14 protein-coding genes are annotated in these 16,149 nt (G+C 42.1%); 4 read left to right on the forward strand and 10 right to left on the reverse strand.

The genetic code is table 11. The features are described from left to right. Positions 1-3: 3 nt before the first annotated feature. Positions 4-882 (reverse strand): nitrilase family protein, encoded by an 879-nt coding sequence (locus tag NIAKO_RS31125; protein ID WP_014222457.1) that lies wholly within the window; start codon positions 880-882, stop codon positions 4-6. Between the two features lie 56 nt (positions 883-938). Here NIAKO_RS31125 and NIAKO_RS31130 point away from each other — a divergent pair, with 56 nt between their 5' ends. The 3 genes from NIAKO_RS31130 to NIAKO_RS31140 all read left to right on the forward strand — a co-directional run bounded on the left by NIAKO_RS31130 (position 939) and on the right by NIAKO_RS31140 (position 2,647). Then, positions 939-1,388: a GNAT family N-acetyltransferase gene (locus NIAKO_RS31130; RefSeq protein WP_014222458.1), complete on the forward strand. Its 450-nt coding sequence runs from the start codon at positions 939-941 to the stop codon at positions 1,386-1,388. Between the two features lie 54 nt (positions 1,389-1,442). After that, positions 1,443-1,919: a hypothetical protein gene (locus tag NIAKO_RS31135; protein WP_014222459.1), complete on the forward strand. Its 477-nt coding sequence runs from the start codon at positions 1,443-1,445 to the stop codon at positions 1,917-1,919. Between the two features lie 209 nt (positions 1,920-2,128). Next, positions 2,129-2,647 (forward strand): GNAT family N-acetyltransferase, encoded by a 519-nt coding sequence (locus NIAKO_RS31140; RefSeq protein WP_014222460.1) that lies wholly within the window; start codon positions 2,129-2,131, stop codon positions 2,645-2,647. Between the two features lie 9 nt (positions 2,648-2,656). On the opposite strand, the gene NIAKO_RS31145 is transcribed toward NIAKO_RS31140, so the two are convergent. From NIAKO_RS31145 to NIAKO_RS31180, 8 genes are all read right to left on the reverse strand, one after another. After that, positions 2,657-3,526, reverse strand: coding sequence for a phosphatase PAP2 family protein (locus NIAKO_RS31145; protein ID WP_014222461.1), 870 nt, complete (start codon positions 3,524-3,526; stop codon positions 2,657-2,659). A 134-nt stretch (positions 3,527-3,660) separates the two neighbouring features. After that, positions 3,661-6,288: an MGH1-like glycoside hydrolase domain-containing protein gene (locus NIAKO_RS31150; protein ID WP_014222462.1), complete on the reverse strand. Its 2,628-nt coding sequence runs from the start codon at positions 6,286-6,288 to the stop codon at positions 3,661-3,663. Between the two features lie 363 nt (positions 6,289-6,651). Continuing rightward, the gene (locus NIAKO_RS31155) at positions 6,652-7,419 is read right to left on the reverse strand and encodes a slipin family protein (RefSeq protein ID WP_014222463.1); all 768 of its coding nucleotides are present in this window, start codon (positions 7,417-7,419) and stop codon (positions 6,652-6,654) included. Between the two features lie 11 nt (positions 7,420-7,430). Continuing rightward, the gene (locus NIAKO_RS31160) at positions 7,431-8,720 is read right to left on the reverse strand and encodes an NfeD family protein (RefSeq protein WP_014222464.1); all 1,290 of its coding nucleotides are present in this window, start codon (positions 8,718-8,720) and stop codon (positions 7,431-7,433) included. 153 nt (positions 8,721-8,873) lie between these two features. After that, the gene (locus NIAKO_RS31165) at positions 8,874-10,106 is read right to left on the reverse strand and encodes a chromate transporter (protein WP_242675405.1); all 1,233 of its coding nucleotides are present in this window, start codon (positions 10,104-10,106) and stop codon (positions 8,874-8,876) included. Between the two features lie 102 nt (positions 10,107-10,208). Continuing rightward, a complete protein-coding gene (locus NIAKO_RS31170) occupies positions 10,209-11,099 on the reverse strand; it encodes a serine hydrolase (RefSeq protein WP_014222466.1) in 891 nt (296 codons plus the stop codon). 149 nt (positions 11,100-11,248) lie between these two features. Continuing rightward, positions 11,249-11,821 (reverse strand): nicotinate (nicotinamide) nucleotide adenylyltransferase, encoded by a 573-nt coding sequence (nadD, locus tag NIAKO_RS31175; protein WP_014222467.1) that lies wholly within the window; start codon positions 11,819-11,821, stop codon positions 11,249-11,251. Positions 11,822-12,220: 399 nt separating this feature from the next. Further along, complete coding sequence (locus NIAKO_RS31180; protein WP_014222468.1) at positions 12,221-12,454, reverse strand: FeoA family protein; 234 nt, start codon at positions 12,452-12,454, stop codon at positions 12,221-12,223. A 61-nt stretch (positions 12,455-12,515) separates the two neighbouring features. On the opposite strand from NIAKO_RS31180, the gene ybeY reads away from it, so the two are divergent. Next, a complete protein-coding gene (ybeY, locus tag NIAKO_RS31185) occupies positions 12,516-12,965 on the forward strand; it encodes an rRNA maturation RNase YbeY (protein WP_014222469.1) in 450 nt (149 codons plus the stop codon). A gap of 1,261 nt (positions 12,966-14,226) precedes the next feature. Here the strand turns inward: ybeY and NIAKO_RS31190 are convergent. After that, positions 14,227-14,997, reverse strand: a complete 771-nt coding sequence (locus NIAKO_RS31190) for a hypothetical protein (RefSeq protein ID WP_014222470.1) — start codon at positions 14,995-14,997, stop codon at positions 14,227-14,229. Positions 14,998-16,149 lie beyond the last annotated feature (1,152 nt).

Consider the following 16,149-nt stretch of genomic DNA (forward strand, 5'->3'; position numbering starts at 1 on the left):
GATTCACGCAATTATAAAACGATCGGCGTCTTTCAAAAATGGTAATTTATTCCGTACTTCCTCCAGGGAATCTTTTTGCAGGGTGATGGTGAAAACATCTTCGTCCTGCGCCTTAGTGTACAATGGTGCGCCCATGGCATCAACAATCATTGTGTCTCCACTGTAGTGGTGGCCCATTCCATCGGTTCCTACGCGGTTTACGCCAACTACATAACATTGGTTTTCTATGGCTCTTGCCTGCAACAAAGTTTTCCAGGCATGGTTGCGTTTTTCGGGCCAGTTGGCCACATACACCAGCACATCATATTCGGGCGTTGTATCGGTAATGGATGAACCGACTTCCTCCGGTGGCGGCATAGGCAGATCGCGTGCTTCCATTTCCGAAGCTACCAGGTCGGCCAGGGAGCTGGCTGCAAGTTTTTGCCTGGCCCATACCGGAAAACGCAGATCGTAGCACACCAGCAGGTTCAGCTTCCAGCCCTTTACAGATGCAATTAATCTTTTATTGCCGGGTGTGTAATGCTGGTCTTCATCAGCGTAGGCAAACAGATGCCGTTTATCGTAATAACCGTATTGGCCGTTAGGCAGCATCCATATCAGGCGGTTGTAATAGTTTCCCTCCTCTTCAATTATCAAACTGCCTGTGATAATGATCTTTCTTTCAGCCGACAGGTTCTTCATCCAGCTCACGGTGGCGCCATCCATTTTTTCGGCCAGCTTTTCCACATTCATGCTAAAACCGGTGCTGAACATTTCGGGCAGAATTACCACTTCGGTTCGCTGCTGCAACCCGCGGATCTTTTCTTCAAAATGCTGCAGGTTGGCGGTTTTATCTTCCCACTGCAAATTGCTTTGTATGGTGGTGATGGTTAGTGTTGACATGATTAGAATTAGACCGCAAAGGTAATTGTATTTTTAATGAGTATTTTTAAACTACCATGAACGATAATTCAACCATCATCCGGCTGGCGACAGCAAAAGACGTACCCGACCTGGCCAACCTGATGAATATACTGGGATACCCCACAACGGTGGCAGAAATGCAACAACGGTTTGAATTGTTACAATCTAATCCGGATTACCTTACCTGGGTTGCGGTTTGTAATAACGAGGTTGCCGGAATGATCGGTCTTGTGCGAAATATCTATTTCGAGAAAAACGGCCTGTACATCCGCGTAGGAGCGCTGGTGGTGAACAACGCATTCCGTAAAATGGGTTTGGGCAAGGCATTACTGCAAAAGGCAACAGACTGGGCTATAGAATGTGGTATAACCCAGATCTATTTAACCAGCGGCAACCGCGAAGAAAGGATCGATGCGCATGCTTTTTATAAACACCTGGGGTTTGAACCCCGCTCTACCGGTTTTGTAAAAACACTACAACCCTGATTGTTCCCATACTACATTCTTTTAAATACAATCTCTACAGTTATTTTTGCAATTATGAGAAGCGCTACCGTTCATGAACTGAAACAGGAATTATTGAACATGCCTGCCGCAGAATTAACTGAACTTTGCCTGCGGCTGGCAAAATATAAAAAGGAAAACAAGGAGTTATTAACGTACCTGTTGTTTGAAGCGCACAACGAACAGGGTTTTGTGCAATCTGTTAAAAAAGAAATAGATGAGGAATTTGCACAGATCAATCACAACAATTTGTATTACGTAAAGAAAACGTTGCGAAAGATCTTGCGCATCATCAATAAACACATAAGGTATACCGGTTCCGCCCAGGCAACCGTTGAATTGCTGATCTATTTTCTACACTCAATAAAAGATGCAGGTATTCCCATTCAGAAAAATCCCATCATTGCCAATTTGTACAAAGGCCAGTTGGAGAAGATCAATAAAACTTTACTAAATCTGCACGAAGACTTACAATACGATTATTCCAGGTCAATAGTTGCTTTGGAATTGTAAATGCTTGTTGTAGTTTGTTATATGGAAAACCTTTTCACGCAGCATCTCGTATATATACAGGGCTTTACTAACCATTAACAAAATCTTGATTATTCACATACAACTTATCGCTGCTTTGCGTTATCTTAATAGTAGTCGTAGTTGTATGTTCAAGACATGCCAACAGAGTGGTTCGTAATTTGTATATTAACTTACGTAATGCTAGTACAATGAACATTTCAATACGGCCTGAGCAACCGGCCGACATAGATAACATTTATGAACTCAACACATCAGTGTTTGAGCAGGAGAATGAAGCCAGACTAGTTGATCAAGTGCGCCAGGGATCACATTTCATCCCTGAGTTATCACTGGTGGCTTATTCAGATGACAAATTAATCGGATATATTTTATTTTCCGGGATCACCATCACAAATGGCGACTACCATTATCAAAGTTTGGGTTTAACATCAATGGTAGTTGATCCGGCTTATCAAAAACAAGGAGTTGGGGCTAAATTAATTACCAGCGGTTTACAAAAAGCTGCAGGGCTTGGGTATACTGCTGTGTTTGTTTTTGGTCATGAATTTTACTTTCCAAAATTCGGATTTCTTCCCGCCGCGCGCTGGAACATCAAACCACCATTTGAAGTGCCGGCAGAAGTTTTTATGGCGTTGGAATTAATCCCCAACGCGCTGGAATACGTGTCGGGGATTGTAGAATTTCCTATCGAGTTTTCTGTTATGTAAAATTCTTTCTTACAATTTGTACAGAACCGCTAAGCCATGCGATTGACCGGTAAACGGTAAAATGGTGAAATTGGGATTTTTGATCCATTTTGTTCTGTGCAGGCGAGGCACCAATAAGCCAGTCAATGTGCCTTGCACTGTTCCCAGCAATATATCTGATGGGAAATGCAGTCCACCCCGATGCCGCATATAGCCTGTGTAGGCAGTAGCAGCGCCTGCTACACTATAAAATACCCATTTGGCTTTGGAGTCCGGATGATAGTCTGCCCATACCTGTGCAAAGAAAAAAGTAGAAGTAGCTACCAACGCTACGTGCCCGGCATAAAAGGAATTCTTACCACCACCCCGCGTACGATAATCCATTGGCGTTTCTTCACTATATACATATGGCCGGTACCTGTTAGTAAGATAGCTCGATCCGGTATACAGGATGCCGGTTACCGACATCGCTTCCAGGTACAGAAATGATAACTTGAAGAAATCCTGTCGCATTCTTTTATCAAACAAAAAGAACACCGGCATTGGCATAGAAGCATAGAAAGGTATATAGCTCAATTGATCAACCTTTTTATTATACGGCCGTATACCCCAGCGATCAAAACCATTTACATTGCTTTTATTTAATCCTGAAATGGTTTCAGGATCTGATGGATCCTTATCATAAATTTTCGAGAAGGCATATAACGACCATCCTGTACCTATAGCCGTAATTGGTATATCGGCGCCCAGGTTTAACTTGTACACTTCTCCAGGTTTTTCTTTTTTTTCCGGCTGTTGAAAGGGTAATGTATCACGAGTTAGACTTGCAGAATCGTTCTGAGCAAAGACTGTTGCGGATACAAAAAGGACAGCCGGAACTATTAGAACTAACTTCTTCATAGCTATCCTTTTATGTATATAATATGTGACTGTACAATAACAGTTATACAATGTTTATGCCATGGCGCCAGGTGGGGAATGCACATAAAAAAGCCCTCCCGATGTATCGGGAGGGCTTGTATCTTATTGTACTGCTATTTTTTCTCCGCAGGTGATGATAAGGAGTGTACCAACTCAGCTACCAACGCTGTCCAACCGGTTTGGTGACTGGCGCCTAAACCGGCACCAGTTTCCCCATGAAAATATTCATAGAACAAAATGAGATCGGCATTTTCTGAACGTTGATAGAACCAGCTGTAAGCCCCGTGTGCCGGCCGTTTGCCATGCTGGTTAGGTTGGAACAACGTAATCAGCCGGCGCGTCAATTCTTCTGCCACCTGTTTCAGGTTCATCTTATTACCGCTGCCAATGGGGCATTCTACTTCCAGTTCATCTCCATAAAATTCACCAAAGTGGCGAATGGATTGAATGATGATATAATTGATAGGCATCCACAACGGACCACGCCAGTTGGAGTTACCACCAAACATATCAGAGGTTGAATCGCCCGGTTCATAATGAATTTTATATTCAACTCCCCGGATGGTTACCGAGAACGGATGGGTTTCGTGGTACTTCGACAAAGCGCGTATACCCCAGGGTGCGAGAAACTGTGTTTCGTCTAACAACCGCTGTAATAAGAACACCACTCTTTCTTTTGGCACCAATGATAACAACGTGCTTTTGCCATCATGCCTTTCTTCATTAGGCCAGTACTTGTTATTTTTCTTCCGGTATTCTTCAAACCAGGTAATGCGTTTATTGAAATCACCTAGTTTATCCAGCACCCGCTTTTCAATAGTTGATACTGCAAAAAGCGAGGTAAGCCCTACTATAGAGAAAATGCGCAAATGCAGGGGTTCGGAACCGGCAATAGATAATGTATCGTAGAAGAACTTGTCTTCCTGGTTCCACATGCCCTGCTCATTCAACGCTTCTGCAATTAATACAAAGTGTTCAAAGAATTTGGTGGCCGTGTCTTCAAATGAAACATCGTGCATGGCAATTTCCAATGCCATATCCATCATATTCAATGCATACATCCCCATCCAGCTGGTGCCATCCGCTTGCTCCAGTTCCATATCGTTATGCACAAGGTGACTGCGGTTAAATACCCCGATGTTATCCAATCCCAGGAAGCCGCCCTGGAACATGTTGTTGCCATTGGAGTCTTTGCGGTTTATCCACCAGGTAAAGTTGATGATGAGCTTTTGGAAGATGCGTTTCAGGAAAGTGATATCCCCCTTCCCGGTTTGTTGTTTTTCAATGCGGTACACTTCCAGTGCCGCCCAGGCCTGTACCGGCGGATTTACATCACTGAAGTTCCATTCGTAAGCCGGCAGCTGCCCATCGGGTTTCATGTACCACTCCCGCATAATGAGCGTAAGCTGGTGCTTGGCAAAAACCGGGTCAACCATAGCCATGGGAATGCACTGAAAAGCCAGATCCCAGGCGGCATACCAGGGATATTCCCATTTATCGGGCATACAAATGATGTCCTGGTTCTTGAGGTGCTTCCAATCGTGGTTACGGCCCGTTAACCGGCCCGCGCTTGGCGGAGTGAGTCCGTCGCCACTCGTGAGCCATTTTTCTATATCGAAGTGATAATACTGTTTGCTCCATAATAACCCGGCCAGCGCCCGGCGTTGAATTTTTGCCAGTCCCGGGGTTTTCGTATTCGACAATACTTTGGCGTAAAAAGCATCTGCTTCTTCTTTTCGTTGTGAAAAGATGTCTGCAAAGCCAGGATGAAAAGGATTGTCGATGACCTTATTGCTGAGACGAAGATAAACAGTTTCAGAGCGGCCACCCTGAACCCGTAATTTATATACAGGGGCAAACTTAGTCCCTGCTTTCTTTTGACGAAGGGCTTCTACATTCTCCCCTTTTATAATAGCGCCATGAAAAGCATCTTTGGTAAAAGGCGATAAATTCGGTTTGCCATTTACTTTTTCAAAATTAGTTTCGTTCTCCGTAAAGAGCGTATTATGTGGCGACTGAAAATATAAATAATAAGTTCCTAACCGGTGATGCATTGCTTTTACCGAATTCTTATCCCGCCACGAGATGGATGGCTTTTTCCTGGAGGAGTCATGTTCCCAGCGATTGTAAAACCACAGGGTAGGTAACAGCGTTATTTCGGCTGACTTGGTATGGTGGTTATGAATGTTGATCCTGATGCAAATATCCTTCGAATTGTGTTTGGCGTAGGTTACATTAACATCAAAATATTCATTGTTATTAAACACACCGGTATCGAGGAGCTCATATTCCGGTTCGGTACGTGAGCGTTGGCGGTTTACAGCCAGCAGGTCGTCGTAAGGAAATTTCTGCTGGGGGTATTTATACAAATACTCCATGTAATAGTGAGTAGGCAAATTGTCGAGGTAGTAATACAGTTCTTTTACATCCTCACCGTGATTACCCTCATAGTTGCCAAGGCCAAACAGGCGTTCTTTCAAAATGGAGTCCTTTCCATTCCATACAGTGATCGCAAAACAAAGATTTTGAAAGAAATCGGAAATACCTGCAATTCCATCTTCGCCCCATCGGTAGGCACGAAAACGGGCCTGGTCGTGGGTAAGATAATTCCAGGCATCACTATTTGGACTAAAATCTTCCCTGACAGTTCCCCATTGGCGTTCGCTTAAATACGGTCCCCATTGTTCCAAAGGGATTTTCCTTGTGGAATTAACCGCAAGTCGTTGATGTTCTGCACTCATGGTCCGGTTTTCTTCTAACTTTTAATATTAATTCGCTGGCAAGCGACCGGCGGTAAGCAATATTGATTAATGGTACAAATTACCATTATGAAGTTAGGGCATAGGATGCATTTAATAAAAGAATATGCAATTGTTTATGAAAGGAAAATAGTGGGAAATACCTATCCGCGGATTATGTATTTATGGGGATTATTAACAAAATCGGTCAGATCAACTTTTGCAAGCATTTCATTGGCTCGCTTTAATTTTTTTTAAGAAAGCTTTTTACCCTTTTTTCCAGTCATATATTAAATATAATTATTCCCCTTAATTAAAAAGCAAGATAGACATCGCTACTAACGTGCCCGTAATTTTTGATTTAGTTCATGTGTTCTTATCCAGGTTCAAAAATGGTTTTACCAGATCTATAGGCACAGGGAAAATAGTGGTTGAATTATTCTCTGTAGCAATTTCCCTTAGCGTTTGCAGATAGCGTAATGTAAGGGCGCTTGGCTGTTCGCTTAGAATACGGGCCGCATCGGCCAGGCGTTGCGAGGCCTGATATTCCCCTTCTGCCGCAATCACTTTCGACCGGCGTTCCCGTTCTGCTTCTGCCTGTTTGGCCATAGCGCGCTGCATCTCCTGTGGCAGATCAATTTGTTTTACTTCTACGTTTGAAACCTTGATGCCCCATGGTTCCGTATGGGTATCTATGATCTGTTGTAGTTTCTGATTTATTTTTTCGCGTTGCGAAAGCAGGTCATCCAGTTCTGATTGTCCCAATACACTTCGTAAAGTTGTTTGTGAAAACTGTGAAGTGGCAATGAGATAATTCTCTACTTCTACAATTGCTTTCTGTGGTTGCAACACGCGGAAATACACCACTGCATTTACTTTTATAGATACGTTGTCTTCAGTGATGATGTCCTGCGGCGGCACATCCATCACTACTGTGCGCAAACTTACCTTTACCATTTTATCAATAACAGGTATTAAGATAATCAGGCCCGGGCCACGAACAGAAATCAACCGGCCTAACCGGAAAACAACTCCACGCTCATATTCACGTAAGATGCGAATGGCACTGCTCAGTACAAACACTGCGAACAACACAATTACGATTGCCGAAGCTGAAATTGGTATAGCGTTCATATAAAACAAGTTTATGCTGATGATTCATTATACTGTTCTACCTGCAGCGTGAGATTCAAAAATCCGGTCACGATCACTTTCACACCTTCGGGAATCAGGCCTTCTGCAGAGAAAGCTTTCCATATTTCTCCATGCATCCGCACCGTGCCGGCGGGATTCAATTCACTTAACGACTGACCAATTTCCCCGATCATTGCTTCCAACCCCATTGCAGGTTTTATCCGTTGCGCCTTCAATCCCAGTCCTACAACAAACAGAAAGAAGAGGGCAGAAACACCAACTGCCGTTATGATCACCGCCCATGAAAGCCCTGTCACTGCGGATGTTCCACCGGTTCTTATGAGCATCATGGAACCAAGCAATAAAGAAACAACTCCGCCTATGGCCAGCAAACCATGACTTACAATTTTTATCTCGAGCAGAAACAGGATGATCCCAAAAACGATCAATGCTAACCCTGCATAGTTCACAGGTAAGGTATGCATGGTGTACAAAGCAAGGATCATACAAATGCCGCCAATGATGCCTGGGAAAATAGCGCCGGGACTGTATAATTCAAAGATGAGTCCGTATAAACCAAGTAAGAATAAAATGTATGCTACATTGGGATCACTCAAAATATTCAGCATCTTTTCACCCCAGCCCATTTCGAGGGTATGAACTGTTGCATGTTCTGTTTGCAGGGTGACCGTTCCTGAACTAACGGTTACTTTTTTTCCATCGATCTTATTGAGTAACTCCTGTTCGTTGCTTGCTATCAGATTGATGACATTATTCTCCAACGCTTCGGTTTCTGTTAGCGACACACTGTTGCTAACTGCCTGCACAGCCCAGGTTACATTTCGATCCCGCTTTTTGGCAATGGACCTGATAAACGCCATGGCATCATTCGTAGCTTTTGCACTCATGATGGTGTCCATTTCGCCTTGTGTGGTTACCGGGTGAGCCGCACCAATATTGGTACCGGGCGCCATGGCGGCAATGTGTGCTGCCATCGTAATGAATACACCGGCTGAACCAGCATGCGCACCACCGGGTGAAACATATACCACAACAGGCACCGGCGATTCCAGCATGTCACTTACAATAATGCGGGTGCTTTGCAATAAACCACCTGGTGTATTAAGATGAATGAGTAAACAGGTTGCCTTTTCATTTTGTGCAACTTCAATGGCGCGATGAATAAAATCTGCGGTGGCCGGATTTATTGTTGCATCTAATTTTATAGAGAGCACTTTTTGTGCATACAGCGGCCTGGCAATAAATACAAGCAGGAAGCAATATAGTAGAAGACGCTTCATAACATTCAAATAGCTGCAACATGGGTCTACTGTAATTTACTAAAAATAGGCCGCATCCCCAATTTTATAATTGACGCTGAAAATATAAAAATCATATATGACAGGAAGGCGAAGAAAAGGTGTATTTGCGTTTATCCCTTAAGCGTTGAGCGTTTAGCCTTGATATAAATGAAATACCCAACCGAGCAGCAGGCAAATAATCACAATAACAGGCGAGGGGAGTTTTGTAAATGAAAGCATGGCCCAGGTTCCGGCAATAACAAAAAGGTTTACTATACTAACGGTATGGAAACCGATCACCGAAACATCGCGCATCATATAAATAGTACCCGCCATCATTATACCCACCACCACCGCATTGATGCCTTCCAATGCACGGTATACAATTACATAACGTTGCAGGTTGTGCCAGATGGGAAAAAAGAAAAGCACTAATAATGCACTCGGTAAAAAAATAGCAATGGACCCAATTAAACAACCCAGTATTTGCCAGGTGGTGCCTTTGTCTTTCATTGCCATACCACCCATAAAAGAAGCGATGGAAAATACGGGCCCCGGCATGGCGCGAACAATCCCGGCGCCGGTATAAAAATCGTTTCGCTCTATGCTGATTACGTTTCCTTTTTTATTGAGGTTCTTTCTTATTACCACCGGCGACTTGGGACGTTCAACATATTGCTCATACATCATGGGTATCAGTACCTGTCCGCCGCCAAACACCAAACTTCCGAAGCGATAATTATTTTCAAACAGGTTCAATGGGCGGCGATTGGGCCAGTCGTTTTTACGGGCCATTTCACTGACAACCCCTGCCAGCAAAAAGATGATGGCAAACAGCCAGATGTTGGCCCATTTTATTTGTTTAACGGGTTGAGCTTTTTCGGGAATGCGTTTGTCGCTGAGATTAGTTATAAACCCACCCAATACCAACAGGATGGGGAAGATCCACGGCGACTTAAACAACAGGTAAGTTGTGATGGAACTCACCACCATGATGACCCTGGTAATATTATTATGGATTGCCAATTTGAAAGATCGCATGGCGGCAAAGGCCAGAAATCCCACGGCCATTGGCTGAATGAATTTGAAAATGCCTTCACTCATTGCTTTACTGTCGAAAAATTCGAGCAGGAAAGAAAAAGCGCCCATCAAAATACAGGCAGGGGCGATCCAGATGGCCAGGGTAAGAATGGCCAGTGGAATTCCGCCGCGTTTATACCCGATCAATGTTAACACCTGGGTAGAGGAGGCGCCAGGCAGCAACTGGCAAAAAGAATTGTATTCAAGCAATTCCTGTTCGGTCACATCATGCCGGCGGTGAACAAAAGTTTTCATCACCATCCCAAAATGACCCTGCGGCCCGCCAAAGGCAGAAACACTATGCAAAAAAACGGCTTTTAAAAAAGGTATATGGCGCAGGAGGATCATTCGCAATTATTCATCATTCCAAAAAATCACAATTTAGGCAATGTGCAACACTTCGACGTCTTATAATGATGGTTTCCAGCGCGATCGGGGTTCAAAATAATTCCAGCACAGAGTAGAGAGTTTTCGGGTCAGTTCCCAGGCTTCATTTGAGTTGTCCCAACTCTGGTCTTTCAGATTTTTAGTTTCCACAGAAAATATATACGGACCATGCGGCGCCATCACCAATAATATTTCACTTCGCGATGCATTTACACAACCATTTTTTGAGGCCACAAATATGTACGGCGGAATTTCTGCAATCGCTTGCTCGTCGTTGTAATTTCTTCCCAGTAACCGGATCATTTTTTCACTGGCCTTTTTACTGATTACTTCACCGTTGTAAATTTTTTCCATCAGCGTTCCCATTTCCCGGGGTGTTGTTTGCGCCCAGCCATATTGATTGCGGTTTGCCTCGCGACCCGGCGTTCTTGAATTCACCCGCATATTTACCAAACCCAACGAATCCAGAATTTGGTTGATGCGCGTTCCGTTGCCGGCCAAACTCTGCAACCACAAACTGGCGGTATTGTCGCTGGTAGTTAAGCTCAACATCATCACTTTATGCAATCCAATCTTCTCACCATTTTTGAATGAACCCAGAATATCTTCCCCGGCATAATACAACGAGTCGCGGTATTCGAGTTGCTGATGGTATTCCAGTTCACCTTTTTCAATCTTATCTTCTATACCTATTAATATAGTTACCTTCACCATACTGGCAGTTGGGAAAATTGTGTCGGAATTGAACGCGGCCACTTTACCCGTCCGCAGATTTTTTACATACACCCCAATATCGCCATTCAAGCCTTTTACCGTTTCCTCAATTTTTTGCTGCAACCGGTGATCGATGTTTTGCGCCGAAGCAACACCAATAATCAAAAGCAGGAAGAAGGTTATAAGATATTTTTTCATAATATGATTACATTCAATTATTTCCTCATATGCGAACTGGGGTAACCGGATTATGCCTTGCAAAGATTTGGAGAATTGATGAATTGTCCGCTGATTCTAATCAATTTCTAATAGCCTGCAGTGCTGTAGTATAACACTTCGTTTGCTCGTTATAGATAGTACCTGTTTCTTTCAATTTCTTCCAGTACTTTATCGGGCACCAGGTAGCGAATAGATTTCCCCTGTTTTATATTATTGCGAATATGGGTGGCAGAGATCTGCAGCAACGGCGCATCGAGAATTTTGATAGTACCGGTTTTGAAATTATTGATTATGTCGTGACCAGGTCGCCGGTATACATAAACAGGACAGTGTTGCAGAATGAATTCATAGTTTTTCCATTTGGCCAGGTTCTCAAAACTGTCGCTGCCCATAATGATGGCAAATTCATGCGTTGGATATTTTTCCTGTAAATAGGCCAGCGTATTTACGGTGTACGATGGCTGGGGCAAACGAAACTCAATATCGCTGGCTTTTAATTTCGGTTCGCCTTCAATGGCCATTTGAACCAGGTTCAGGCGATTGTAGGAATTCAACAAACTGGCCGATTGCTTGAATGGATTTTGCGGCGACACCACCAACCATATTTGATCAAGATCAGAATTCTGCAACATGAAATTGGCGATGATCAAATGACCATGGTGAATAGGATTGAACGACCCGAAGTATAATCCGACTTTCATTATTGGTGATATCCGCGTTTAAAAAGTTCCGAAATTAATGCAAAGAAACAGATTCATTGGCGTGAATGGTGAATGGTCAGGGGTGAAATGTTTTGCGTATAAACAGAAGTTGGACAGTTGGTATACCTGAATTTCTAATTTAAAATGATACAGGAATAATTTGTAGCGTATATTTTTAAATTAGAAACGATATGCCAATAATTTATGAAGTACCATTTCTAATTATTACCGGTATGAAAATAATTCGTAGCGTATTGTTTATAAATATAAACCAGGTGCTAATAATTTGTAGGCGTACATTTTTAACTGAAAACAGTATGCTGTAAATTATTCACGAACCGTTTTCAGCCAGTACTTATCTCCAGGAATATTACAAACCTAAAAGAAAAAGGAACCGCCTTAAGCGATTCCCAGTTCTTCAACAAATATGTTATCGGCTTCATTTAATCGTAGGCTGAGGTTGTAACCAGCTACAATAATTGAGATGGGATCACCCAGGGGGGCAATCTGTTCTACCTTAACCAACTCTCCCGGTACACAACCCATTTCCATTAATTTCAGAAACAGGTCGTTGTTTTCAAAAGAAAGTATCCGGGCAACGGTTCCTGCTCCAATTTCTGATAATCGTTTCATAATTCAATAAGACAACAAATGTAGCTTTGTATTAATTAATGACAGTTACGAATCACGAAAAATGCCAACAAATAATTCAACTCCCCCCATTCATTTTCATTTTTTAGAACCCATATCCTTTACCCAGCGAACACTGGTAAAAGAAGTAATTCGGGATCTGTTCAAAAAGGAGAAGACTAAATTGGAACAACTCCGGTACATATTCTGTTCAGATGAATATCTTTTACAGATCAATAAGGAACACCTGAACCATAATTATTACACGGACATTATCACCTTCGATCTTTCCGAAACGCCCAATGCCACCACCGGGGAAATCTACATTAGTGTAGACCGGGTTCGGGATAATGCCCAGAATTATGAAGTATCTTTTAAGCATGAACTGTTACGGGTGATCTTTCATGGCGCCCTGCACTTGTGCGGGTATAAGGACAAGTCGGGCAAGGAAGAACAACTAATGCGGAACGCTGAAGATAAATACCTGAAGTATTACATGTCAAAAGTCAAATAGCATGTTCCACGTGGAACTATGTGCATCTCGTGAAATAAATAATAAGCATTTGCATATTATAAAGACCTGCGAACTAATCGCGGTCTTTTTATTAACTTGAAATGTAACCTTCATGGTCCTTGCGCGGATAAAAAATCAGTCACTCTCTTAGAGTCAATAAAGGGTAAACTGAACTCCATACTATATATTACAATCATCAGTACATCTGCCCAGAAGGTCCTTTCCATTATTGAAACCTGAAGGTTTCAAAGAACAGCCGGCTTATCCTAAGAATAGTTGCGGAACATTCAAAGTATGATTCATACCCTGAGAACATCCCTGGTAGGAATTGCTCAGAAATCAAAATATTGCAAACTTTAGTCAGCATCTAACTAACAATTCGGCATTTAGCACTAACTATGAGTCATTTAGAGTAAACATTAGACCTAAAGTGATAAATCAGGAGCATTGTTTACAACTTCGACTAACATGTAAACAACTTTGTGACACATATTGCAAACATTGGTTCCCCTATTGCCGATATCCGTTCCAGAGTTAAGTACTTTCGAACTAAATTCAACGATTTACCAATCAAAGTCACAAAGTAGTATCCTATACAGCATTTTTACTGCACTATCTGGTTACCTGGCTGCCCACCAAATGGAACCTTATATACTTTAACACCAAAATACAGAACTTACATTGAAGGGTAAAGACCAAACACTCCTAGGTAAGGGTAGAAATCCCTACCCCAAAAACAACCAAGATCCTGACATAAATCTCCGGTCTAATAAAAGGTGTACCAGAATACTAAATCAGAGTTATAGCTTCTTCCAGCCAATATTCTGGTCAAGCAACAAGACCATCTTATAAACCCTAAGTATACCGGGCAATCCACTTTACATAAGCCTGTAAGAATACCATTTAACCAATTCTTTGATAGCCCCGCCAAGTACCTTATGTAAGGTAAGTTCAAGTTAGTACCTGTTATGTTCCTTCCCTTACCTACAAGGTCCTTCTACATATTCTACCCATATCCCCATTTATAGAAGCCAGATATATACGGATTCTAGGCTGGACGCAAACGAGAAATGCTCGGCACTTCTTACTTAACTATCGCGCTGGAACTTAACAAGTCAGCAACCAACAGAAAAAAGCATGGTAAGGAATAAGTAATACCCATAAAGGAGCAGTAAAAGCGAAATTACATAGGTGATCTAAAGAACTGAGCCTGACACCTTAATTGATGTACCTCCATCAGCAGAATACTTAACCCTAAAGTCTAAGGAATGAAAGCCCCTATAAGCAAGTCCTTAATAGAGGCACGTTTACGCCAAACCGCCCATACATAAGAACATTCCAAAACCAGAAGAGTAGTCAATTGAACAGGGTCATGGAAAACAAAAGGAGCAGCCAAAACAAGTAGGAGCATTATAATAACCGGGGTAATATTATATACATCTAATAATGATAAAATAATAGCAATCCAGGTAATCCAGTGGGTAGTGATGTTATGTACAAAATTCCTCTCTTGGGTATGCCAGAACCAGAAGCATAAACCCAACGTAGAAGAAGTGACAAAACTAAGCCAGGAATTTCCCTTCCAATACGGCATAAGTTTATTTACCTCTACACGGGTCAGAAGTGCAGAACCACTATACACCTCAATCCTATCTAATCTCGCCGTACCCGTTTTTAACCCTGAGATCACCACCATCTCAGCTTCCATGTTGGATAAAAGATTACTATACGTCTCTTTATAGCTACTACTCAAGATCTTTCCTTTGACTGTATAATGCAAGGTGATGGTAACAGGGGTTTGATATCTATTCTTAAAGCCAATCTTCCAGGCTTTGAATCCATTTATGTTCAACCTGTATTCTTTGGATTTCATTGCAGGAGGCCGGGAAGGATTATACCCTTGTACCCGCCAGGCTTTTGTTCTAAACTGGAAGGACTTAAAGTAGATTACTTCAACCCCAGGTATATTAATATCATTTAACAATCTTGATTCATTGTTTCCAGGTAAAAATCGGGAAGGAATCCAGGACACTTTAAAAGTATATTAGTCAAAAAATAAGGTTACCGGGTACAAGTATAAGGGATTTAACCAGAGGATGCAATCATGCAATTACACAAGGAGGGTATAACGGAGTTAGACAACTTCCTGATGAAAGGAAAGTGGGGTGGTTCCACGTGGAACACGTCTGTGGTGGGAGTGTTCCTTACTCTGAAAGAAGATAGATTTTAATTCCATATTGGAAGTTGATAAGGCTGACAGAGTTAATAAAGGGTAGTCAAACGAATAAAAGATCTAAGTTTTTATAGGGAATCGCTCTCTGATATTTACAGGACGCCGGTAACAACCAAAAGGGGCTTGTGATGAAATCTTGGAAACATCTCCAGAAAGGGAAAACGGTAAAACAAATCGGAAATAACTCAGGCAGGAATCTTCCATTATAAAAAAGGTATTAATACAGTCCCAAACCTTGGGCCTGAAGAAAACACAAACTTTAACTCCCCACTAAAAGATAACCATTACCAAATGCCAGATGCTATTCAGAATAAGACCTCGGTAAAAGCAGTGCAAAACGAAACGTAATTACCAGATAGTAAGGCAGGGTAGAAGGCTTTACCAATTGAGCAATCAAAGAGGTCTACCACCATTTGCAGAGAATAAAACAAAGCAGTTAAACTGAATCTACTATTCTATATAGTTCCCTTTAAAGTAAATCCTTCTGATAAAGACTAGACACTCCCTCCTTGAATGCCTAATCATTCACCATAAAGGTCAAGTTAATAACCCTTTAAATCGTCTTTATATCCAGCGTATACCAGGGAGGGGTCAAAAGAAGATAACCAAAACAGATAGGGTTAATCTTACTGCGCAAAAGGAAACACTCAATTACCCTGAATTTCTGTTTCATTTGATTCCGTGAAAGACAAAAACAAGCACAACCTTTACTGACCCTCAAGGCAATTAGTCTAATGAACAGTCCCTTGGAGTTCCCCACCAAATCCGGCCATTCACTTTACCTTAAGTTCTCACTCCATACTAATACATCCTCCTATCCTTTGAAGAAATTAAACTATTCGTTACCCAAGTGTATAACAGATATCATATCCCAAAAATCCCATGAATCCCACCCTTCCCGGTTCAGACCTAAGCATTTTCAATTATTCATAATTATCAATCTAAACAATC

This window comes from Niastella koreensis GR20-10 (assembly GCF_000246855.1).
GTDB lineage: Bacteria > Bacteroidota > Bacteroidia > Chitinophagales > Chitinophagaceae > Niastella > Niastella koreensis.